The organism is Acidovorax sp. 56 (assembly GCF_002749705.1).
GTDB lineage: Bacteria > Pseudomonadota > Gammaproteobacteria > Burkholderiales > Burkholderiaceae_C > Acidovorax.
The window spans coordinates 388,335-409,430 of sequence record NZ_PEEV01000001.1; the positions used below are offsets into that span (position 1 = coordinate 388,335).

The window sequence follows — 21,096 nt, forward strand, 5'->3', positions numbered from 1 at the left end:
CACGTTGCAGAGTCCGCAATTCAGTTTAGGCGCGCCCCAGGGGGATGGGGCGAGGTGCACGCTCAGGCAGCGGTTTTTTCCACGTGGGTTTGACGTGTGTACAAAAAGTCGATCACCGCCTTGCGGTACTGCACGTAGTGCGGGTCTTCGGCCAGCTCCACGCGCTTGCGCGGGCGGGGCAAGTCCACGTGCAGCACCTCGCCAATGGTGGCGGCGGGGCCATTGGTCATCATCACGATCTTGTCGGACAGCAGCACAGCCTCGTCTACGTCGTGCGTCACCATGACCACGGTGCTTTGGGTGCGCGCCACAATCTCCAGCAACTCGTCTTGCAGCTTGGCGCGGGTCAGGGCGTCCAGCGCGCCAAAGGGCTCGTCCATCAACAGCACCTGGGGCTCCATGGAGAGCGCCCGGGCAATGCCCACGCGCTGCTTCATGCCGCCCGATATTTCGCCGGGGCGCTTTTGGCCCGCGTGCGTCAGGCCCACCAGGGCCAGCGCGGCGTCGGTGCGGGCCTGGAGCTGGGCCTTGTTTTCCTTGGCACCAAAAACGCGTTCCACGGCCAGGTAGATGTTGTCAAAGCAGGTGAGCCAGGGCAGCAGCGAATGGTTCTGGAACACCACCGCGCGCTCAGGGCCGGGGCCCTTGATCTCTTTGTTGGCGCAGATCAGCACCCCGTTGGTGGGGGTGGTGAGGCCTGCAATCAGGTTCAGCAGTGTGGACTTGCCGCAGCCCGAGTGCCCGATGAGCGCCACGAACTCGCCTTTCGCAATAGTCAGGTCGATGCCCTTCAGCGCCGGGAAAAGCCCCTTGGCGGTTTTGAACGTTTGCTCCACGCCTTGGATTTCGATGAACTTGGTGGTGAGAGAGGTATGCATGAGGAGCTCCTGGTTTTTCCGAGGACCACCGTGGAGCCGGCTTTGCCGGGCCACGGGGGGGTGATGCGCCGATGGCGCGGCTCTCAGGGGTGGGTCAAGTTTTGACCTCTTCAAACGTGAATGCGGTGGCCAGCTTGATGAGTGCGTACTCCAGCACCAGCCCGACGATGCCGATCACGAAGATGGCGATGATGATGTTCTTGACGTTCAGGTTGTTCCACTCGTCCCACACCCAAAAGCCGATGCCTACGCCGCCCGTGAGCATCTCGGCCGCCACGATCACCAGCCATGCGGTGCCCACGGCCAGGCGGATGCCGGTCAGCATGTAGGGCAGCACGGCAGGGAACAGGATCTTGGTGGCGATCTTCCACTCCGACAGTTGCAGCACACGTGCCACGTTCATGTAGTCCTGCGGCACGCGCTGCACGCCCACCGCAGTGTTGATGACCATGGGCCAGATGGAGCAGATGAAGATGGTCCAGATGGCGGCCGGGTTGGCGCCCTTGAACACCAGCAGGCCAATGGGCAGCCAAGCCAGGGGCGACACGGGGCGCAGCAGGCTGATGAGCGGGTTGAACATGCGCGACAGGAAGTTGAAGCGCCCGATGACAAACCCGGCCGGAATGCCCACCAGCGCCGCCAGCCCAAAGCCCACGGCCACGCGCTGCAGGCTCATCAGCACGTTCCAGCCCACGCCCTGGTCGTTGGGGCCATTGCGGTAGAAGGGGTTGCTGAACACCTCCACCGCCTGGCCCCAGGTCTCCAGCGGGCTGGGGATGCTCTTGCCCGTGGAGACGGACACCATCGACCAGACCGCCAACAGCAGCGCAACGCCGCAGGCGGGTGGCAGCACCGCCATCCAGAAGTTGCGTGACCACGCCGCCATGTCGCGGCCATTGGCCTTGGTGGGGGCCGAGGCCATGGGCTTAGAGGTGTTTGGGGCTGTAGCGCTCATGGATAAAGCGCTAGGCGCTATGGAGTTTGTAGCGGGCTTGTCCGCGTGGGGCGCGGCGTCCAGCGGGGTGTGAAAAACAGCACTGACCATGGCGATCTCCTGGTTTCAACGTGGGGGAGGGCGGGGCGTGGGTGTTGCGATGAAGGGGGGCTTCAGGCCTTGATCTTGAAGCCGTCGGCGTACTTCTTGGGGTCCTTGCCGTCCCACACCACGCCGTCGATCAGCTTGTGGCTGCGCGTGTCGCTCTTGGGCAGGGGGGTCTTGGACGCAGTGGCGGCCTGCTTGTACAGATCGATCCGGTTGATGGCCTTGGCCACGCCCGCGTAGTCGGGGTGGTCCTTGAGCAGGCCCCAGCGCTTGTGCTGGGTGAGGAACCACATGCCGTCAGACAGGTAGGGGAAGTTCACTGCGCCGTCATTATAGAACTTCATGTGGTTCGGGTCGTCCCAGCTCTTGCCCATGCCGTCCTGGTAGCGGCCCAGGATGCGCTGGTTGATCGCGTCCACACTGGTGTTCACATAGGCCTTGCCCGCAATGGTTTCGGCCATCTTGTTCTTGTTGGCCAGGCCCTCGTCGATCCAGCGGCTGGCTTCCAGGATGGCGGCTGTCACGGCGCGGGCGGTGTTGGGGTACTTCTGCGCAAACTCTGCCGTGGTGCCCAGCACCTTCTCGGGGTGGTCTTGCCAGATGGCTTGTGTGGTGCTGGCCGTGACCCCGATGCCGTCCATGATGGCGCGCTGGTTCCAGGGCTCGCCCACGCAAAAGCCGTCCATGTTGCCCACGCGCATATTGGCCACCATTTGCGGTGGGGGCACGGTGATGACCTTGGCGTCCTTCATCGGGTCAATGCCATGCGCGGCCAGCCAGTAATACAGCCACATGGCGTGCGTGCCGGTGGGGAAGGTCTGGGCAAAGGTGTATTCGCGCTTTTCGCTGGCCATCAGCTTGGCCAGCCCGGCGCCGTTCACGGCGCCCTTGTCCGCCAGCTTTTTAGACAGCGTGATGGCCTGGCCGTTGTGGTTCAGGTTCATCAGCACGGCCATGTCTTTCTTGGGGCCGCTCACACCCAGGTGCACGCCATACACCAGGCCATACAGCACGTGGGCAAAGTCCAGCTCACCGTTGACCAGCTTGTCGCGCACACCGGCCCAGCTGGCTTCCTTGGTGGGGATGATGGTGACGCCGTACTTCTTGTCGATGCCCAGCACCGAGGCCATCACCACGCTGGCGCAGTCGGTCAGCGGGATAAAACCGATCTTGACCTCTTTCTTCTCAGGCGCATCCGACCCCTGGGCGTGGACAAGCGCACGCAGTGCGGGGCTGACACCCACGGCGCCCACGGTAGCCGCTTGCAGCACGGTGCGGCGGTGGAGGCTGGTTTTCAACAAATCGGTCATGGCACATCCCTCAAGGGCAAGTCGGTGAAGAAAACAAAAAAGGCGTCCTCACGCTTTGCACGGCCGCCGGGGCAGCACGTTGCAAGGGTGGGGACGCCTTTGTCCTGGGTGGAGCCTGGGGCTCCTTGGCTGCATTCACCCGCCGTTGGGTGCCTGCCGCCAGTACAAGACCTTCATTGGTCTATGCAGGAGCTAATGCAAGCGGTGTGCCAGCTTTGAAAAGAATGCGTTTGCTATTTATTTGATAGCTTCTCGCGCTTGTAGATAAAGCGCTGCAGCATGATTTGGCTTGAAGGGGTATGCCTGTTGTGCACCTGTGGCATGGCGCAGGCCTGCACGCGATTTGTGCGTTGCACCATCGCTGCTCCTTCGCAGAGCCGTGGCCGCTCCATGGGCGTGCTGCTGCGGTGTGGTGCTGCCCCATTGCGGGGTGGTGTGGCGTGGTGCGGTGCGAAGGGCGGGGCGGTGCTCGCCGTCAGCCGAGCAGGTCCATCACGTCCAGCATGCGCTGGGCCACGTCCACCAGCTTCAGGCCCTTGTCCATGGCCGTCTTGCGCAGCTTGTCGTAGGCGGCCTGTTCGCTCAGGCCCTGGCGCTGCATGAGCAGGCCCTTGGCGCGGTCGATGGTCTTGCGGTCCTTGAGCTCGGTCTTGGCGTCGGCCAGCTCTGCCCGCAAGGCCTGCTCGTGCTGAAAGCGCGCCATCGCCACATCCAAGATGGGGCGTATGCGCTGCGGCGCCAGCCCCGCCACGATGTAGGCCGACACGCCTGCGGCCACCGCGTCCTTGACGTGCGAGGTGTCCTCATCGTTGGTGAACATGACGATGGGCCGGCGGGCATCGCGCGTGGCCATCACCACATGCTCCAGCGCATCGCGGGCTTCGCTCTCGGCGTCCACGATGATCAGGTCGGGCTGCAACTGGGCCAGCCGGTCGCTCAGGAAGACGTCGGCGGGCAGCGTGGCAATGAGGTTGAAGTTGTTCTCCAGCAGGCCAATGCGCAGCGCGCGGGAGCGCTCTGCCTGCAGCAGGGCGTGCTCGTCATCCGGGTCGGTCACGGCAAGGTCGGGGGCGACCACCACGATACGTAATGCCTCATTCATACCGCTACTTTAAGCAAGATTTACGCCATTTTTTGGTGCACTGCAGCGGTGCAGTGGCCAAAGGGGTGCGCTGCCGTGGCTTACAGGGCCTGAAACTTGCTAATAAATGTAACCCTGGCAGGGCATACCCGATGGTGCGGGGCCCGGCTGCTCTTCTATACCTCCGGTCACTTGATCATTCATTTCATATTCAGGAGCCCACTGCATGAAGAATCACATTGCGCGTCGCCGTTTCCCGGTGGCCTTGGCCCTGCTGCCCACCCTGGTCGCAGCCGCTGTGCTGGCCGGGTGCAGCAAGGTGCCAGACACCCTCAAGATTGGCGTAGCCCAGCCCTTGACCGGCCCGCTGGGGGCGCTGGGGCAAGACTTGCTCAACGGCGTGAACCTGGCCGTGCAAGAGCTGAACAAGGACGGCTTCATGGTGGACGGCAAGCGCGTCAAGCTGGAAGTGGTGGCGGTGGACGACAAGGCCGACGCGGCCACGGGCAAGCAGGTGGCCCAGCAGCTGGTGGATGCCGGGGTGGTGGCGGTCATCGGCCACCTCAACTCGGGCGTGAGCATCGAGACGGCACCCATCTACGCGGGCAAAAGCATCCCGCAGATCGCCATCTCCACCAACCCCAAGTTCACACAGCTGGGTTTTGACACCTCTTTTCGCATGGTGGCCAACGACACCTTGCAGGCGCGCGCCATTGGCTCGTTTGCGGCCACCCAACTGGGCGCCTCGCGCTACGCTGCGCTGGACGACGGAACGCCCTACGGCAAGGGCCTGGCCGACGGCGCTGCCGCCCAGCTCAAGGCCGAGAACAAGGAAGTCGTGGTGCGCAAGTCGTTTGACGACAAGACCGTGGCGTTTGAGGCGCTGGCGGGCGAGCTGAAGGCCGCCCGGGTGGAGGTGATCGTCTCCACCCTCAACGACTTCCAGGCCCTGGCACTGCTCAAAGAACTGCAAAAGGTGGGCCACACCAAGGTGCAACTGCTGGGCGGCGACACCATCAAGACCACCGACATGCTCAAGGGCGCAGGCCTGGTCGAAGGGCTTTACGCCACCTCCCCCGTGTTGGAGGCCAAGGAGTTCACCACGGGCAAGCCGTTCCTCGAAAAGTACCTGGCTGCCTACAAAAAGCCACCCGCTTACGGCGGCCACTACAGCTACGACAGCACCTATGTGCTGACCGCAGCCATCCAGAAGGCCAAGTCGGCCGACCCCAAAGAGATCACCAAAGCCATGCACGCCATCAACGGCTACGCCCCCGTCATCGGCACCATGAGCTGGGACGACAAGGGCGAGCAGCGCTACGGCGCCGTGGGCGTGTACGAGCTGCGCGGCGGCAACTGGGAATTGCGCATGCGCTCTGACCGCTGGTAAGCGCAAGGTGGCAGCGGCCCGCAAACCTGCTGGCGCCATGTCCGTGGGCAGGCTCTTACACTCGGGGCATGAGTTTGCTGATCCTGGGTATTGAATCTTCTTGCGACGAAACCGGCGTGGCGCTGGTGCGTTCATCGGGCACGGGCGTGCCTGCGTTGTTGTCCCACGCGCTGCACAGCCAGATCGAAATGCACCAGGCCTACGGCGGCGTGGTGCCCGAGCTGGCCAGCCGCGACCACATCCGCCGCGTGTTGCCGCTGGCCACCCAGGTGCTGCACGATGCCGGGCAGACCCTGACCGACGTGGATGTGGTGGCCTACACCCAGGGCCCCGGCCTGGCGGGGGCCTTGCTGGTGGGCGCGGGCGTGGCCTGTGCGCTGGGGGCTTCGCTGGGCAAGCCGGTGCTGGGCGTGCACCACCTGGAGGGGCATTTGCTCTCGCCCTTTTTGAGTGCCGACCCGCCCGAGTTTCCGTTTGTGGCGCTGCTGGTGTCGGGCGGCCACACGCAGCTCATGCGGGTGGACGGGGTGGGGCGCTACGAAATCCTGGGCGAAACCATTGACGATGCGGCGGGCGAGGCGTTTGACAAATCCGCCAAGCTCATGGGCCTGGGCTACCCCGGCGGGCCTGCCTTGTCGCGCCTGGCGCAGCAGGGCGATGCAGCGGCCTTCAAGCTGCCACGGCCACTGCTGCACAGCGGCGATCTGGACTTCTCGTTTGCCGGGCTCAAAACCGCGGTGCTGACCCAGGCCAAAAAGCTGGGCGCAGACCTGGAAGCCCGCAAGGCCGACCTGGCCGCCAGCACCGAGGCGGCCATCGTCGATGTGCTGGTGCGAAAGACCCTCACCGCCCTCAAGCAAACGGGCCTCAAGCGCGTGGTGGTGGCGGGCGGTGTGGGCGCCAACCGCCTGCTGCGCGAGCAGCTCAATGCGGCCTGCGAGAAAAACCGCGTGCGCGTGCACTACCCCGAGCTGCACTTGTGCACCGACAACGGCGCCATGATCGCCATGGCCGCCGCCATGCGCCTGCAGGCCGGGCAGCAGCAGGCCAACACCGCCTACGCCTTTGACGTGAAGCCGCGCTGGCCGCTGGATGCGATCACCGCCCCTGCGGCTTGATCAGCTTCGCTACTGGAGTTTTGCTATTAAAAATATAGCTGTTAGCGCTTATTTATCAAGCGCTAGAGCCCAAAAACACCCAATATCAGAACGGGTAGTGGCGTGGGGCTGTCTGCACCGTGATCCAGCGCAGCTCGGTGAAGGCATCAATCCCCGCCTTGCCACCGAAGCGGCCGTAGCCCGAGGCTTTCACGCCGCCAAAGGGCATCTGTGCCTCGTCATGAACCGTAGGGCCGTTGACGTGGCAAATGCCGGACTCGATGCGCCCGGCCACCTGCCAGGCGCGCGCCACATCGCGGCCAAACACGGCGGCCGAGAGGCCGAACTCGTTGTCGTTGGCACAGGCCACGGCTGCTTCCACGCCGTTCACCCGCACGATGGCCTTCACGGGCGCAAAGGACTCCTCGCGATAGATGTGCATGGCGGGGGTCACATGGTCCAGCAGCGTGGCGGGCATCAGCGTGCTGCTTGCCTTGCCGCCGCACACCAGCATGGCGCCTTTGGCCAGTGCGTCGTCGATGAGTGCATTGCAGCGGGTGACGGTGGCTTGGTCTACCACCGAGCCCAGCACCACCGGGCCTTTGCGTGGATCGCCCAGCGGCAGGCTGGTGGCGCGTGCGGCCAGTTTGGCCACAAACTCGTCGGCCACTTTCTCGTCCACCACGATGCGCTCGGTGGACATGCAGATCTGCCCCGAGTTGGCAAAGGCGCCAAACGTGGCCGCAGCCACGGCGGCGTCCACATCCGCATCGTCCAGCACCACAAACGGTGCCTTGCCGCCCAGCTCCAGCACCGCCTGCTTGAGGTACTTGGCGCAGGTCTGCGCAATGATGCGGCCCACCTTGGTCGAGCCGGTGAAGTTCACGCGCCGCAGGGCCGGGTGGGCCACCATGGCCTCCACCACAGCGCCCGCATCGGCGGGGGCGTTGGTCACAAAGTTGACCACGCCCGGCGGCAGTCCGGCTTCTTGCAGCGCCTCGATGATCAGGCCGTGCGTGGCGGGGCACAGCTCTGAGCCCTTGAGCACCACGGTGTTGCCGCAGGCCAGTGGCGTGGCGATGGCGCGCACGCCCAGAATCACCGGCGCATTCCACGGCGCAATGCCCAGCACCACGCCCGCAGGCTGGCGCACCGCCATCGCCACCGAGCCCGGCACGTTCGAGGGAATCACCTCACCATTGATCTGCGTAGTGATGGCGGCGGCTTCGAGCAGCATGTCGGCAGCCAGGTGCACGTTAAAGCCTGCCCAAATGCCGGATGCGCCTGTCTCTGCCGCTATGGCTTGGGCAAAGGCATCGGCCTTGGCTTCCAGTGCATGGGCGGCTTTCATCAGCAGGGTGCGGCGCGCGCCTGGCCCCAGGGCGGCCCAGGCGGGGAAGGCCTGCGCTGCAGCCTCTACCGCCGCCACGGCATCGGCCACGGTGGCGGCAGGCGCCGTGGTGGCCACGGTGTGGTCCAGCGGGTTGCGGCGCTCAAACGTGGCGCCGTTGGACGCAGCACGGGGCTGCCCGCCAATCAGCATGGAAATGGGGCTCATGGGGTGTCTCCTGTGGGGGTAAAACCGTGGCGATGGATCGATCAACGGCCCATGCCACGCACCCTGTGGATGCTAGCCAGCACACGTTGCGTTCGCTTGACCCACAGTGCACAGCGGTGTTGACCGAGAGCGCACACCGCCTAGGGATAACCCCCAGCAACCCACTTGCGCAGCGCAGGGTCTTGGTCCGCCACCCATAATGGCCCGCACCCCAGGACCCCTATCCCCCTATGGCCGAAGCGACCCGCCTCACCACCGACAACCTGCCGCCGCAGCAGGCCGCGCTGGCCTGGCGCGACTGGATGGCCACGCTGTTTGATGGGCTGGAGTCTGATCTGTACGGCGACACCGGCTTTGACGGCCACCTGCACACCGCCTGGGCGGGGGATGTGGTGCTGACGCAGCTGGAGGCCAACCGCCACCGCGTCATTCGCCGCCCACGCACAGCCCGTGCAGGCGCGCAGCACTACCTCAAAATCGTCGCCCCCTGGCAGGGGCAGGCCCTGGTGCAACAGCACGGGCGGCAGGCGGTGGTGCAGCCCGGTGGCTGGGCCATCTACGACACCACGGGCAGCTACGAAGTGGCCAACCCCCAGCGCAGCCGCCACCTCATCGTGAGGGTGCCCACCAGCCAGCTGGCCGAGCGTGGCCTGCACCTGCCCACGCTAATGGGCCGTGTGGTGGGCGGCCACGCGGGCATCTCGCGCGTGGCGCTGGACGCCATGCGCAGCACCTACAACGAGCTGCCCAGCATGACCCCCGAGGCCGCACGCGGCGCCGGGCGGCTGATTGGCGAGCTGGTCTGCCTGTCGCTGCAAGAGCTGGCCGGGCAGGGCCCTGGCGTCGTGCTGCAAGAGGCCTTCAAAGACCGCATCCGCGCCTACATCGCACAGCACCTGCGAGATCCGGCGCTGACCATTGAGCGCATGGCCCAAGGGCTGAACTGCAGCAAGCGCCACCTGCACAACGCCTTTGCCGACGCCGATGAAACCCTGGCCGAACACATCCTGCGCCGCCGCTTGCAGGCGTGTATGGATGAGATGCGCAATCCCGACTGCCGCCACCGCACCATCAGCGAGATTGCCTTCTCGTGGGGCTTTAGCAGCGGGGCGTATTTCAGCCGGGTGTTCCGGGCGCAGGTGGGGGTGTCGCCTACGGAGTACCGGGTGGGGGTCGTCGGCCAGTCGCGGCTTGGATTAGAGCTGGCATGGGTTGGTTGCCAAACCAAATGATTCTTCGGTATTTGGCTTGTGCGCAGCATGCCCCGCGCGGTGCTGCAGGGCAGAGGGTTGAGTGCCCCCATTTCTTTACCAAAGGTTGACACAAGCGCCTTCAGGGCGACAACGGAAACCGGGACAATGGATGTTGTTGAGAATGATTGTCAAATACATCCATGAAGCCTTTCCGTTCCCATTCACTAGCGTTGTCAGGCCCCAGCCCGCGCCGCATGGCCATGGCGTTGCCTGCTCTGGGGTTGGCCCTGGTGCTGGCGGGTTGCAGCAGCCTGCAACCGCACAGCGCTGATGTACCAGCGGTGCCCGTGCCTGCCGGGTGGTCTGCTGCCAGTGCAGGGGTTGCGGCCACACCACTGGCGCAGTGGTGGGGGCGGCTGGGTGACCCGGAGCTGACGGCGCTCATCACCGAAGCGTTGGCCGCCAACACTTCGGTGCGCAGTGCACAGGCGGCATTGCAGCAGTCGCGGGCGTTGGTGGATGTGCAGACGGCGGGCACCTTGCCGCAGATTGGTGCCTCGGCCTCGGCGCAGCGCAGCCGCGCTTCTGGCAGCACGGGCAACAGCTACAGCGCCGGGTTTGACGCGAGCTGGGAGCCCGATGTGTTTGGCCGCCTGCGCGCCGGGGTGACGGCCACCGAGGCCGATGCCCGCGCCGCAGAGGCCAGCCTGGCCGATGTGCAGGTGTCGCTGGCCGCCGAGGTGGCGGTGAACTACATCGAGCTGCGCGGCCTGCAGCAGCGCCTGCAGATTGCGCGCAGCAACCTGGCCAGCCAACAAGAAACGCTGCAGATTGCCCAGTGGCGGCTGCAGGCGGGGCTGACCACCTCGCTGGTGACCGAGCAGGCCCGTGCTGCGGCTGAGCAGACCGCCGCCCAGGTGCCCGCGCTGCAAAGCAGCCTGGCGCAGTCGCGCCACAGCCTGGCGGTGTTGACCGGGCAAGCGCCTGCTGCACTGGATGCACGCTTGGCGGCCACCGCGCCGGTGCCCACGGCGCCGAACGACCTAGCGCTGGACATTCCCGCGCAAACGCTGCGCAAGCGCCCCGATGTGCGGGCCGCAGAGCACCGCGTGGCGGCGGCGGTGGCGCGGGTGGCCCAGGCCGATGCGGCGCGGTACCCTGACTTTTCGCTCAGCGGTTCCTTGGGCCTGCGGGCACTGACCTTGGGCACGCTGACGGGGGGCAATTCGGTCGCCAGCGCGCTGGCGGCCAGTCTGTCTGCCTCGCTGTTCGATGGCGGCGCGGCCAAAGCCCAGGTGCGGTCGCAGCAAGCTGCACTGGAGCAGGTGCGTGTGGGCTACGAAGCTGCCGTGCTCACGGCGCTCAAAGACGTAGAGGACGCCCTGGTGGCCTTGCAGGGCGATAACGAGCGCCTGGCGCGCCTGCAGGCTGCCGCAGATGCCGCTGCCAACGCCGCGCTGATGGCGCAACAACGCTACAGCAGCGGCCTGATCGACTTTGCCACCGTGCTGGAGACCCAGCGCACGCAGCTGTCTGCGCAAGACAGCGTGGCAACCACCGTGGCCAGCGTGGCGGCCGACCATGTGCGCCTGTACAAGGCCCTGGGCGGCGGCTGGCAGTAGCCGTGGCGGGGCTCGCACTGGCCCTGCCTTGTCTGGCGTGCCGGTGTTACAGCACCCCAAGCACTTGCCAGTGCATGGCTCCCTGGCCCACGTCCTTCCCATTTTGATGACCCGATTTTTCCCATTCCATGAACCATCCTGACGCTTCTGTGAATTCATCTTCCCCTCAACCTGCCGCACCCCAGACCACGGCGGCAAATGGCCTGAACGACTTGCTGGGCAGTGCGCCACGGCGCCGCTGGTGGCAGCGCACCACGGTGTGGCTGGGCGTGGTGGGCCTGTTGGTGGCGGCAGGTGGTGTGTATGCCTGGCAAGCCAGCAAGGCCGCCAGCGCGGCCCCCAGCTTCGTGACCGAAGAGGTGCGGCGCGGCAATCTCACGCTCAACGTGGCTGCCAATGGCACGCTGAACCCCACCCGAACGGTCACCATCGGCAGTGAGCTGTCGGGTACGGTGCGCAGCGTGCTGGTGGACGTGAACGACAAGGTCAAAAAAGGCCAGGTGCTGGTGGAGCTGGACACTGCCAAGCTCGAAGCGCAGGTGCTGCGCTCGCGGGCGTCTCTTGCCTCTGCGCAGGCCAAGCTGGCCCAAGCCCAGGCCACGACCAAGGAGTCCGAGGCTGGCTTTGCGCGCCTGCAAGAGGTGGCGCGCCTGTCCGGTGGCAAGGTGCCATCGGCCACCGAGTTGGACGCCGGGCGTGCCACGCTGGACCGTGCTAAAGCCGACGAGCTCAGCGCCCGCGCTTCGGTCGATGACGCCAAAGCGGCGCTGTCCACCGACGAAACCAGCCTGTCCAAGGCCTCCATCCGCTCGCCTATCAACGGGGTGGTCCTCACCCGCAGCGTAGAGCCTGGCAACGCCGTGGCCGCATCGCTGCAAGCCGTGACGCTGTTCACCGTGGTGGAAGACCTGACGCGCCTGCGGCTGGATGTGAGCGTGGACGAGGCCGATGTGGGTTCGCTCACCGTGGGGCAAAAGGCCAGCTTCACCGTCAGCGCCTACCCCTCACGCCGCTACCCGGCCGAGGTGACCCGCGTGTCCTTTGGCTCCACCAAGACGGACAACGTGGTGACCTACATCACCTGGCTGGACGTGGACAACAGCGATCTGAGCCTGCGCCCAGGCATGACGGCGGCAGCCACCATCACCTCGACCGAACGCAACGACGTGCTGCTGGTGCCCAACACCGCGCTGCGCTTTACCCCGGCCCAGGCGGGGGCTGAGTCTGCAGCCAAGCCTGCCAGCAGCAACCGGGGCATCGTCTCGCAGCTCATGCCCGGGCCGCCCCGCAACGCGCCCTCGGGCCGCAAGCCTGCCGGTGGCAATAGTGGAAATGGGCAGCGCGAAGGCGCTGGCCAGACGCGCCAGATCTGGCTGCTCAAGGATGGCACGCCGCAGCCCATGACGGTGAAGGTGGGCATCAGCGACGGGCGCATGACCGAAGTGAGCGCTGAGGGCCTGGAGCCCGGCACCAAGGTCATCACCGACCAACGCACTGGCAAGGCCGCGCCATGAGTGCAACCCGGGCTGACCAAGGGGGCGCTGACGCGGGGCCTCCCATCATCGAGCTGCGCGGCGTGACCAAGGTGTATGGCGAAGGGGCGCTGGCGTTTCAGGCCCTCAAGGGCGTGGACTTGTCGATTGCGCAGGGCGACTTCGTGGCCATCATGGGCCCCAGCGGGTCGGGCAAATCCACGGCCATGAACACGCTCGGTTGCCTGGACCGTCCCACCACGGGTGAGTACCTGTTCAAGGGCGTGCATGTGGAGGCCCTGTCGCGCGATGAGCGAGCGATGCTGCGCCGCCGCTACTTTGGTTTTGTGTTCCAGGGCTTCAACCTGCTGGCGCGCACCTCGGCGCAAGAGAACGTGGAGCTGCCCTTGCTGTACCGGGGCGAGCCAGCGGGCGTGCGCAAGGCAGCCGCTGCGCGGGCGCTGGATGCCGTGGGCCTCAAGGGCTGGGAGCACCACACACCGGCCGAACTCTCCGGCGGGCAGCAGCAGCGCGTGGCCATTGCCCGCGCCATCGTCACCGAGCCCGTGGTGCTGCTGGCCGACGAGCCCACCGGCAACCTCGACACCCAGCGCAGCCACGAAATCATGGAACTGCTGTGGCGCCTGAATGCCGACCTGGGCATTACGGTGCTGATGGTGACGCACGAGCCTGACATGGCCGAATACGCCCGCCGCATCGTGCGGTTTGTGGATGGCGTGGTGGACACCGACACTATCAACCCGGCCCCGGCAGGGCTGCGCGGCCACGCCGTTGCAGCGCCCGCAGCGCAAGGAGCGGTGTGATGCTGTTCAGTACGATTCTTTTGGCGCTGCGCTCCATCCGGCGCAATCTGATGCGCTCGTTCCTCACCATCTTGGGCATCGTTATTGGCGTGAGCGCGGTCATCACCATGGTGACCTTGGGCAATGGCGCCACCATGGCGGTGCAGACGCAGATTTCAAGCCTGGGCACCAACTTGCTGCAGGTGCGCCCCGGCCAGCGCATGGGGCCGGGCGGAGGCACTGGTGCGCCCTCGTTCAAAGACACCGATGCCGATGTGATTGCGCAGCAAATTGGCGGCATTTTGGCCGTGGCGCCTGAGGCGCGCGCCAGCGCCACCGTGGTGGCCGGGGGGCGCAACTGGACCAGCAGCGTGATTGGCAGCACCAACGCCTGGCTGGAGACCGGTAACTGGACCTTGCAAGCCGGAGGCCGCGCGTTCTCTGAGCCCGAGCTGCGTGCGGGCGCGGCGGTGTGCGTGGTGGGCGAGACCATCCGTCGCGAGCTGTTTGGTGGCCGCGACCCGGTGGGTGAGCAACTGCGCGTCAAGGCCTTCTCTTGCGAGGTGGTGGGCGTTCTGACGTCCAAAGGGCAGGGGGCGTTTGGCAACGACCAGGACGACATGGTGCTCATCCCCATCAAGACCCTGCAGCGGCGCGTGACGGGCAACACCCGCGTGAACACGCTGCTGGTGTCGATGCAGGATGGCAGCGACCCTACCCGCGTCAAAAGCGCGCTGACGCAGCTGCTGCGCGAGCTGCGCAAGCTGTCGGACACCGATGAGGACAACTTCAACGTGCTGGACACCAAGCAACTGGCCGACACTTTGTCGGGCACCACAAAGGTGTTGACCATGCTGCTGGGCGCCGTGGCCGCCGTGAGCTTGCTGGTGGGCGGCATCGGCATCATGAACATCATGCTGGTGAGCGTGACCGAGCGCACCCGCGAGATCGGCCTGCGCCTGGCCATTGGCGCGCTGGAGCGCGAGGTGCTGTTGCAGTTCTTGATCGAGGCCGTGGTGCTGGCCGCACTGGGCGGACTGGTGGGCATTGTGCTGGCCACAGCTGCATCGCTGGGGCTGGCGCAGGTGATGGGCGTGCCCTACCTGTTCAATCCTGGGGTCAACCTGCTCTCGTTTGTGTTCTCGGCGGGCATTGGCGTGGTGTTTGGCTACTTTCCGGCCCGCCGTGCGGCGCACATGGACCCAATTGATGCGTTGCGCCACGAGTGAGTGGCACACCCACCGCCCATCGCGGTGGTGATGTGCCCAGCGCAAAGGCACAAAAAGGCCCCTTTCGGAATCTCCGAAAGGGGCCTTTTTTTGGGGCTGGTTTTGATGGCCTGGGCGTGCAGCGTGCTGCACCCCAGAGATGCATTAGTGAATGGTCAGCGAAGTGGCTTTGCTCACGGGCTCCACGCGCACCAGTGTCAGGGTGAGCACGCCGTTTTCAAGCTTGGCCGTGCTGGCAGCTGCGTCAATATCCTGGGCCAGTTCCCAAGCGCGTTGCACCTGGCGGGGGGCGCCTTCGGCGCTTTGCAGCTTCACCACATTGCCTTCGATGGTGATGTTCAGCTGCTCGCGTGTGAGGCCCGGCACATCCAGCTGCAGCGTGGTGCTTTTCTCGTCCTGCGTCACGGTGCAGCCTGCTGTGGTGGGCTGGGCCGCAGCGGTGGCGCCCAGGCTGCCCATGAGAAAACGTTGCAAGGCCAGGTCGGCAGCGCGTGGGTTGGGGTTGAAGGCGGCGCGGCGGATCACGGGGGCGAAGATCATGGGGTACTCCTATACACTGCGCGGCTCTCGGGGTGGTCGCCGCATGCACAGGAGGTGTGTACGCATCCACGGGATTTCAAGGGAAAAATGAGCATGAATAAATTGCAAACTGCGGGCTTGAAATGGGGCCGCGCAGCACTATTTCAGGCCGCTTGCACGGTGGCGGGTGCAGCGGTGCTGGGCCTTGCACCCGTGGCATCGGGCTGGGCCCAAAGTGCTGCCTCCACGGCCGCAGTGCCCGCAGGCAAGCCCATCAAGGTGGCTTTGATTGAAAGCTTGTCGGGCGCTTTTGCGAACACCGGCGAGGCCGTGTTTCGCAACGTCTACTGGGCTATGGAGCGCGTGAATGCGCGTGGCGGCGTCACGCTGCCTGCCGCTGCTGGCGGCAAGCGCCCGCTGGTGCTGGAGCGCTACGACAGCAAGGGCCAGAACGAAGAGGCACTGTCGGCCCTGCGCGCCGCCATTGACGATGGCGCGCAGGTCATCTTGCAAGGCAATTCGTCGGCCACCGCGGCGGTGCTGATCGAGGCCATCAACAAGCACAACGAGCGCGAGCCCAGCAAGCGCGTGCTGTTCCTCAATTACTCGGCGGTGGACCCGATCCTCACCAACGAAAAATGCAGCTTCTGGCACTTCCGCTTTGACGCGCATGCCGACATGCGCATGGCCGCGTTGATGGAGGTGATGCGCGAGGACAAAGCACTCAAGAGCGTGTACCTCATTGGCCAGGACTACAGCTTTGGCCAGGCCGTGCTGCGCGAGGCCAAAAAGCAATTGGCCGCCCAGCGCCCCGATGTGACGGTGGTGGGCGACGAGCTGCACCCCGTGGGCCGTGTCAAAGACTTCGCACCCTACGCCGTCAAGATCAAAACCAGCGGCGCACAGGCCGTGGTGACAGGCAATTGGGGCAACGACCTCACGCTGCTGGTCAAGGCCGCACGCGAGGTGGGCTTTGAAGGCAGCTTCTACACCTTCTATGGCAACGCCTTGGGTGCGCCTGCAGCCATGGGCGATGCGGGCATTGGCAAAGTGGTGGCCGTGGCCGACTGGTTGCCTAACGTGCCCGGCGCGCAGAGCGAGGCGTTCTACCAGTCGTTCCGTGATCGCTTCCCCAAGCCGCAGGATGACTACGTGCACATGCGCATGCAGCTCATGGTTGAGGCCCTGGCCCAATCGATCGAGCGCGCAGGCACCACCGACGTGGTGGCTGTGGCCCGCCAAATGGAAAAGGCCAACGTGCAGCTTGCTGGGCAGGGCGGCGCCATGCGCGCGGCCGACCACCAGTTCCAACAGGCCCTGGCCGTGGGCGTGATGGACAAGAAGGGCGCGCCCGGCGTGAAGTTTGACGTGGAAGGCTCGGGCTATGGTTTCCGCGTGGTGCGGCAGATCCCTGCAGCCAAAGCCGAGCAGCCGCACAGTTGCCAGATGCAGCGGTTTTGAGGCAGCGGTTCTGAGGCTGTCTGTGCAGGGGGCACCGCGCAACGCCCCCTGCATATCGATATGAAAAGTTAGCGCAACCGGTGGGGGCCTGCGGGCCACAGAATTTGCTGCATCGATCACTCATGCGCGAATCGCCTCCACCGTGCCCTACGCCCTTTCTCTGCTCGACAAAAGCCCCGTGCCCGAGGGCGCTACCGCCGCCGAGGCCCTGCAGCGCACCGTAGCGCTGGCGCAGCGCGCCGAGCAACTGGGCTACCAGCGTTTCTGGGTGGCAGAGCACCACGGCAACCCGGGCCTTGCAGGCTCGGCCCCCGAGGTGCTGGCGGCCCACATCCTGGCGCGCACTTCGCGCATCCGCGTGGGTTCGGGCGGCGTCATGCTGCAGCACTACAGCCCCTTCAAGGTGGCCGAGCAGTTCAAGTTGCTGGCCGCCCTGGCCCCAGGCCGTGTGGACCTGGGTGTGGGCAAGGCGCCCGGCGGGCTGCCGTTGTCTACCCGTGCGCTGCAGGCCGTGCACGACAAGACTGCCAAGCCCGACTTTGCCGCCCGCTTTGCCGAGCTGGACGCCTTCCTACAGAACGCGCTGCCCGCGGCCCATCCATTGGCTGGGGCCGTCGCCCAGCCCCAGCCCCCCAGCTTGCCAGAGCGCTATCTGCTGGGCGGCAGCCCAGACAGCGCGGCACTCGCGGCCCGCCACGGCTGGAACTTCACGTACGCCGGGCACTTCAATGGCGACCCGGCCAACATCGAGCGATCGCTGAAGGTGTACCGCGAGGCCGCAGGCCGTGCCCCGTCGCTGGCGCTGTATGCGCTGGTGGCGCCAACGCAAGCACAGGCCGAGCGCGTGGTGGGCGCGCTGCGTGTGTTCAAGCTGCACCTGCCCACGGGCCAGACCTTCAACCTGCCCAGCGAGCAGGCTGCTGCCGAATTTGCGCGCCAGGCGGGTGTGAGCGAGTACCGCCTTGAAGAAACCCGCCCGCATGTGATTGCAGGCTCGCAAAGCCATGTGCGTGAGCAACTCGATGCCTTGGCCGAGCGCTACGGCATCGAAGAGTTTGTGGTCGATACCCCCGTGACGGGCTTTGCCGACCGGCTCGCATCGGTCGAACTGCTGGCCGGAGCCTTTGACGCCGTGGCGGCCTGAGCGCCCGCTGCTTTCCATCCTTCCCATTTGTTGTCGGAGTTTGTTCCCATGAGCCAAAAATCCCCCATCCGCTTTGGTGTGATGCTGCACGGCGCCGGTGGCCACATGAATGCGTGGAAGCACCCCGCAGGCCCGGCAGACGCCAGCGTGAACCTGGACTTCTACATCCGCACGGCGCAAAAGGCCGACGCCAACGGCATTGCCTTTGCGTTTGTGGCCGATGGTCTGTTCATCAACGCAAAGTCGATTCCGCATTTCCTCAACCGCTTCGAGCCCATTTCCATCCTGTCGGCGCTGGCCACGGTCACCTCCAAGATTGGTTTGGCAGGCACCATCTCCACGTCGTACAGCGACCCGTTCACGGTGGCGCGGCAGTTTGCCTCGCTGGACCTCATCAGCAGTGGCCGTGCGGGCTGGAACGTGGTGACCACACCGCTGGAAGGCACCGCGCAGAACTACAGCCGCACCCACCCGGACCACGCGCTGCGCTACGAGATCGCCGACGAGTACCTGCAGGTGACGCAGGGGCTGTGGGACAGCTGGGATGAATACGCCATCGTGCGCAACCGTGAAACGGGCCAGTTCTTCGATCCTGCCAAGCTGCACACGCTCAACCACAAGGGGCGCTTTTTTGAGGTGGCCGGGCCGCTGAACATCGGTCGCTCGGCGCAGGGGCAACCTGTGATCTTCCAGGCGGGCTCGTCCGACGCCGGTATCGGCCTGGCGGGCAAGTTTGCCGACGCGGTGTTCACCCACTCACCGTCGATCGAGGAGACCCGGGCGTTTTTGCGCAAGGTCAAGGCCAGTGCGGTGGCGCACGGGCGCCAGGCCGATGAGGTGAAGATTTTCCCGGGCATCGGCCCCATCGTGGCGGCCACGCAAGAAGAGGCCGAAGCCAAGTACCAGACCATTCGCGAGTTGCTCACCATCGACGAAGCCCTGGCCTACCTGGGGCGGTTTTTCGATCACCACGATTTCACGCAGTACGCGCTGGACGCGCCGTTTCCTGAGCTGGGCGACATTGGCAAGAACAGCTTTCGCTCTACCACTGACCGCATCAAGGCCGATGCCCAAGCGCGCGGGCTCACGCTGCGCCAGGTGGCGCTGGAAGTGGCTACCCCACGCTCGCAGTTTGTGGGCACGGGCGAGCGCGTGGCCGACGAGATCATCCGCTGGGTGGACGAGGGGGCGGCCGATGGCTTCATCCTGGGCTTTCCGGTGCTGTCGCAAGGGCTCGATGATTTTGTGCAGTTCGTCATTCCGGCGCTGGAGGCACGTGGCCGCTATGAGCGCACGCTGCCGGGCCAGACGCTGCGCGACCACCTGGGGTTGCCCCGCAAGGCCAGCCGCCATGCGCCCGACAGGCAGGCCGAGTTGCCCGTGCCCAAGGCCGCGTGATGGGCGCCGCATTGCCTGTGCAGGTGGCTCCGGGCAGCGATCGCGCTGAGCAGGTACGCCGCAGTGTGGCGTCGTCGATTGGCGAGTTCAAGGCGCTGCGGCGCGATCTGCACCAGCACCCCGAGCTGTCGTTCCAGGAGTTCCGTACCGCAGCCATCGTGGCCGAGCGACTGGCGCAGTGGGGCTATGAGGTCACCACCGGCATCGCAGGCACGGGCGTGGTGGGCACGCTGCGCAGGGGCCGGGGCGAGCGCCGCTTGGGCATTCGGGCCGACATGGATGCGCTGCCTATTCAGGAGGCGACGGGCCTGCCCTATGCCAGCGTGAACCCCGGTGTGATGCACGCCTGTGGGCACGATGGGCACACCACGGTGCTGCTGGCAGCCGCCCGCTACCTGGCGCAAGAGGGGCAGTGGGATGGCACGCTGCACTTGATCTTTCAGCCCGCCGAAGAGGGCGGTGGCGGTGCGCGGCAGATGATTGCCGAAGGGCTTTTTGAGCGCTTCCCGTGCGATGCAGTGTTTGGCCTGCACAACTGGCCGTGCGTGGAGGCTGGGCACTTTGGCTGCGTGAGCGGCCCGGCCATGGCCTCGGTGGACCAGGCCCTCATCACCGTCCGCGGCAAGGGCGGGCATGGGGCTGCACCGCAAGACACGGTGGACCCCGTGGTGGCCAGCGCGCACATCATCACTGCGCTGCAGTCGGTGGTGTCGCGCAATGTGGACCCGCTGGACATGGGGGTGGTCACCGTGGGTTCCATCCATGGCGGCCATGCGGCCAACGTGATTCCCGAGAGCGTCGAACTCAAGATCACGGCCCGCGCCTTCAAGCCCGAGGTGCGGGCGCTGCTGCAGCACCGCGTGCCCGAGGTGGCGCGTGCGCAGGCCGAGAGCTTTGGTGCCACGGCCGAGGTGGACTATCGCCTGGGTTACCCCGCCGTGATCAACCACGACAAGGAAACCGCCTTTGCCCGGCAGGTGGCGCTGGACACCTTTGGCGTGACGGCCGTGGATGCGGGCTTTCGGCCGCGCACGGCCAGCGAGGACTTCGCCTTCATGCTGCTCAAGCGCCCCGGCAGCTATGTGTTTGTGGGCAATGGCGATGGGGCCTCGCTGCACAGCCCGTACTACGACTTCAACGACGCAATCCTGGCGCCCTCTGCCAGCTATTGGGTGCGGCTGGCTGAGCAGTTTCTGGTCACTGGCCCCAGCGAATCTCAGGAGTCCATCGCATGAGCGACCTGTTTGTCTACACAACCCCGCTGGACCCCCTGGCCCAGCCCCTGGTGCAGGAGCTGACCCACGAATACGACAGCCGCTACGGTGAGTTCTACCAGCAGGACGGCAGCCCTCGGGAGATGGAGAAGTACCCGCCGCAGCTGTTTGCGCCCGCGCAGGGTGGCAATTTTGTACTGCTGCTGCGGCGAGGGCAGGCGGTGGCGGGTGGCGCCTTCAAGCGCTATGACGACGACACGGCAGAACTCAAGCGCATGTGGACCCACTCGCAGTGGCGCCGCCAGGGGCTGGCCTGCAAGGTGATGGCTGAGCTGGAAGCGCAGGTGCAGCGCCAGGGCTACCGCCGCATCTACCTGACCACGGGGTTTCGCCAGCCTGAAGCGGTGGGCCTGTACCAGGGCCTGGGCTACTCGGCCTTGTTTGATGTGGCGGCCCCGGCGGGTACCTACCGGTCGCTGCCGTTTGAAAAGCGCCTGTCGCCCGAGGTGCCTTCCCTGGCCGATGCGCCGCATTTTCTTGCGTCCCGCGCCCAGCACTTGTTTGTGCAGCCGGCGGGGCTGCTGGGCAGCGTGCATGGGCCTGCGCCTGAAGCGTCAGCAGCCCACGCCCAGGCAGCCTGATCCTGGGTTGCAGAGAACCCCTATTTTTGTTTTACGAAGGACTG

General features: G+C 65.7%; 18 protein-coding genes. 12 read left to right on the plus strand and 6 right to left on the minus strand.

From position 1 onward, the window contains the following. Positions 1 to 62: 62 nt before the first annotated feature. The 4 genes from CLU88_RS01590 to CLU88_RS01605 form a co-directional block, all read right to left on the minus strand. On the minus strand, positions 63 to 878 hold the full coding sequence (locus CLU88_RS01590; RefSeq protein ID WP_099655096.1) for an ABC transporter ATP-binding protein: 816 nt from the start codon (positions 876 to 878) through the stop codon (positions 63 to 65). A 94-nt stretch (positions 879 to 972) separates the two neighbouring features. Further along, positions 973 to 1,923, minus strand: coding sequence for a nitrate ABC transporter permease (ntrB, locus tag CLU88_RS01595; RefSeq protein WP_099655097.1), 951 nt, complete (start codon positions 1,921 to 1,923; stop codon positions 973 to 975). Between the two features lie 62 nt (positions 1,924 to 1,985). After that, entirely contained in the window at positions 1,986 to 3,230 is a 1,245-nt protein-coding gene (locus CLU88_RS01600; protein WP_099655098.1) for a CmpA/NrtA family ABC transporter substrate-binding protein, read from the minus strand. 475 nt (positions 3,231 to 3,705) lie between these two features. Then, entirely contained in the window at positions 3,706 to 4,332 is a 627-nt protein-coding gene (locus CLU88_RS01605) for an ANTAR domain-containing response regulator (protein WP_099655099.1), read from the minus strand. Positions 4,333 to 4,537: 205 nt separating this feature from the next. On the opposite strand from CLU88_RS01605, the gene CLU88_RS01610 reads away from it, so the two are divergent. Continuing rightward, the gene (locus CLU88_RS01610; RefSeq protein WP_099655100.1) at positions 4,538 to 5,701 is read left to right on the plus strand and encodes a branched-chain amino acid ABC transporter substrate-binding protein; all 1,164 of its coding nucleotides are present in this window, start codon (positions 4,538 to 4,540) and stop codon (positions 5,699 to 5,701) included. Positions 5,702 to 5,769: 68 nt separating this feature from the next. After that, positions 5,770 to 6,819, plus strand: a complete 1,050-nt coding sequence (gene tsaD / locus CLU88_RS01615) for a tRNA (adenosine(37)-N6)-threonylcarbamoyltransferase complex transferase subunit TsaD (protein WP_099655101.1) — start codon at positions 5,770 to 5,772, stop codon at positions 6,817 to 6,819. Between the two features lie 85 nt (positions 6,820 to 6,904). Here the strand turns inward: tsaD and CLU88_RS01620 are convergent, their stop codons facing one another. Further along, positions 6,905 to 8,356 (minus strand): aldehyde dehydrogenase, encoded by a 1,452-nt coding sequence (locus tag CLU88_RS01620; RefSeq protein ID WP_099655102.1) that lies wholly within the window; start codon positions 8,354 to 8,356, stop codon positions 6,905 to 6,907. Between the two features lie 230 nt (positions 8,357 to 8,586). Here CLU88_RS01620 and CLU88_RS01625 point away from each other — a divergent pair, with 230 nt between their 5' ends. The 5 genes from CLU88_RS01625 (at position 8,587) to CLU88_RS01645 (ending at position 14,675) form a co-directional block, all read left to right on the plus strand. After that, positions 8,587 to 9,588 (plus strand): helix-turn-helix domain-containing protein, encoded by a 1,002-nt coding sequence (locus CLU88_RS01625; protein ID WP_099655103.1) that lies wholly within the window; start codon positions 8,587 to 8,589, stop codon positions 9,586 to 9,588. A 161-nt stretch (positions 9,589 to 9,749) separates the two neighbouring features. Beyond that, positions 9,750 to 11,171: an efflux transporter outer membrane subunit gene (locus tag CLU88_RS01630; RefSeq protein ID WP_369827576.1), complete on the plus strand. Its 1,422-nt coding sequence runs from the start codon at positions 9,750 to 9,752 to the stop codon at positions 11,169 to 11,171. 128 nt (positions 11,172 to 11,299) lie between these two features. Further along, positions 11,300 to 12,685 carry an efflux RND transporter periplasmic adaptor subunit gene (locus tag CLU88_RS01635; protein ID WP_099655104.1) on the plus strand — a complete coding sequence of 462 codons (1,386 nt, stop codon included), beginning with the start codon at positions 11,300 to 11,302 and terminating at the stop codon, positions 12,683 to 12,685. Further along, positions 12,682 to 13,467 (plus strand): ABC transporter ATP-binding protein, encoded by a 786-nt coding sequence (locus CLU88_RS01640; protein ID WP_099655105.1) that lies wholly within the window; start codon positions 12,682 to 12,684, stop codon positions 13,465 to 13,467. The genes CLU88_RS01635 and CLU88_RS01640 overlap by 4 nt, the downstream gene beginning before the upstream one ends. Then, a complete protein-coding gene (locus tag CLU88_RS01645) occupies positions 13,467 to 14,675 on the plus strand; it encodes an ABC transporter permease (protein ID WP_099655106.1) in 1,209 nt (402 codons plus the stop codon). Before CLU88_RS01640 ends, CLU88_RS01645 begins: the two co-directional genes overlap by 1 nt. 144 nt (positions 14,676 to 14,819) lie before the next feature. Here the strand turns inward: CLU88_RS01645 and CLU88_RS01650 are convergent, their stop codons facing one another. After that, on the minus strand, positions 14,820 to 15,215 hold the full coding sequence (locus CLU88_RS01650; protein ID WP_099655107.1) for an Hsp20/alpha crystallin family protein: 396 nt from the start codon (positions 15,213 to 15,215) through the stop codon (positions 14,820 to 14,822). 93 nt (positions 15,216 to 15,308) lie between these two features. Between CLU88_RS01650 and CLU88_RS01655 the strand changes: the two genes are divergently transcribed. The 5 genes from CLU88_RS01655 to CLU88_RS01675 all read left to right on the plus strand — a co-directional run bounded on the left by CLU88_RS01655 (position 15,309) and on the right by CLU88_RS01675 (position 21,052). Continuing rightward, complete coding sequence (locus CLU88_RS01655; RefSeq protein WP_099658562.1) at positions 15,309 to 16,655, plus strand: branched-chain amino acid ABC transporter substrate-binding protein; 1,347 nt, start codon at positions 15,309 to 15,311, stop codon at positions 16,653 to 16,655. Between the two features lie 142 nt (positions 16,656 to 16,797). Then, a complete protein-coding gene (locus CLU88_RS01660; protein WP_099655108.1) occupies positions 16,798 to 17,799 on the plus strand; it encodes an LLM class flavin-dependent oxidoreductase in 1,002 nt (333 codons plus the stop codon). Positions 17,800 to 17,847: 48 nt separating this feature from the next. After that, entirely contained in the window at positions 17,848 to 19,197 is a 1,350-nt protein-coding gene (locus tag CLU88_RS01665) for an LLM class flavin-dependent oxidoreductase (protein WP_099655109.1), read from the plus strand. Next, on the plus strand, positions 19,197 to 20,432 hold the full coding sequence (locus CLU88_RS01670; protein ID WP_099655110.1) for a M20 aminoacylase family protein: 1,236 nt from the start codon (positions 19,197 to 19,199) through the stop codon (positions 20,430 to 20,432). The genes CLU88_RS01665 and CLU88_RS01670 overlap by 1 nt, the downstream gene beginning before the upstream one ends. Beyond that, positions 20,429 to 21,052 carry a GNAT family N-acetyltransferase gene (locus CLU88_RS01675; protein WP_099655111.1) on the plus strand — a complete coding sequence of 208 codons (624 nt, stop codon included), beginning with the start codon at positions 20,429 to 20,431 and terminating at the stop codon, positions 21,050 to 21,052. The genes CLU88_RS01670 and CLU88_RS01675 overlap by 4 nt, the downstream gene beginning before the upstream one ends. Positions 21,053 to 21,096 lie beyond the last annotated feature (44 nt).

Bases quoted from the DNA above. Each gene is read 5' to 3' on its own strand.
- CLU88_RS01675 (WP_099655111.1), top strand. From the start codon at position 20,429: ATGAGCGACCTGTTTGTCTACACAACCCCGCTGGACCCCCTGGCCCAG.
- CLU88_RS01640 (WP_099655105.1), top strand. From the start codon at position 12,682: ATGAGTGCAACCCGGGCTGACCAAGGGGGCGCTGACGCGGGGCCTCCC.
- CLU88_RS01655 (WP_099658562.1), top strand. From the start codon at position 15,309: ATGAATAAATTGCAAACTGCGGGCTTGAAATGGGGCCGCGCAGCACTA.
- CLU88_RS01620 (WP_099655102.1), bottom strand. From the start codon at position 8,356: ATGAGCCCCATTTCCATGCTGATTGGCGGGCAGCCCCGTGCTGCGTCC.
- CLU88_RS01630 (WP_369827576.1), top strand. From the start codon at position 9,750: ATGAAGCCTTTCCGTTCCCATTCACTAGCGTTGTCAGGCCCCAGCCCG.
- tsaD (WP_099655101.1), top strand. From the start codon at position 5,770: ATGAGTTTGCTGATCCTGGGTATTGAATCTTCTTGCGACGAAACCGGC.
- CLU88_RS01665 (WP_099655109.1), top strand. From the start codon at position 17,848: ATGAGCCAAAAATCCCCCATCCGCTTTGGTGTGATGCTGCACGGCGCC.
- ntrB (WP_099655097.1), bottom strand. From the start codon at position 1,923: ATGGTCAGTGCTGTTTTTCACACCCCGCTGGACGCCGCGCCCCACGCG.
- CLU88_RS01625 (WP_099655103.1), top strand. From the start codon at position 8,587: ATGGCCGAAGCGACCCGCCTCACCACCGACAACCTGCCGCCGCAGCAG.
- CLU88_RS01670 (WP_099655110.1), top strand. From the start codon at position 19,197: ATGGGCGCCGCATTGCCTGTGCAGGTGGCTCCGGGCAGCGATCGCGCT.
- CLU88_RS01590 (WP_099655096.1), bottom strand. From the start codon at position 878: ATGCATACCTCTCTCACCACCAAGTTCATCGAAATCCAAGGCGTGGAG.
- CLU88_RS01605 (WP_099655099.1), bottom strand. From the start codon at position 4,332: ATGAATGAGGCATTACGTATCGTGGTGGTCGCCCCCGACCTTGCCGTG.
- CLU88_RS01600 (WP_099655098.1), bottom strand. From the start codon at position 3,230: ATGACCGATTTGTTGAAAACCAGCCTCCACCGCCGCACCGTGCTGCAA.
- CLU88_RS01645 (WP_099655106.1), top strand. From the start codon at position 13,467: ATGCTGTTCAGTACGATTCTTTTGGCGCTGCGCTCCATCCGGCGCAAT.
- CLU88_RS01635 (WP_099655104.1), top strand. From the start codon at position 11,300: ATGAACCATCCTGACGCTTCTGTGAATTCATCTTCCCCTCAACCTGCC.
- CLU88_RS01610 (WP_099655100.1), top strand. From the start codon at position 4,538: ATGAAGAATCACATTGCGCGTCGCCGTTTCCCGGTGGCCTTGGCCCTG.
- CLU88_RS01650 (WP_099655107.1), bottom strand. From the start codon at position 15,215: ATGATCTTCGCCCCCGTGATCCGCCGCGCCGCCTTCAACCCCAACCCA.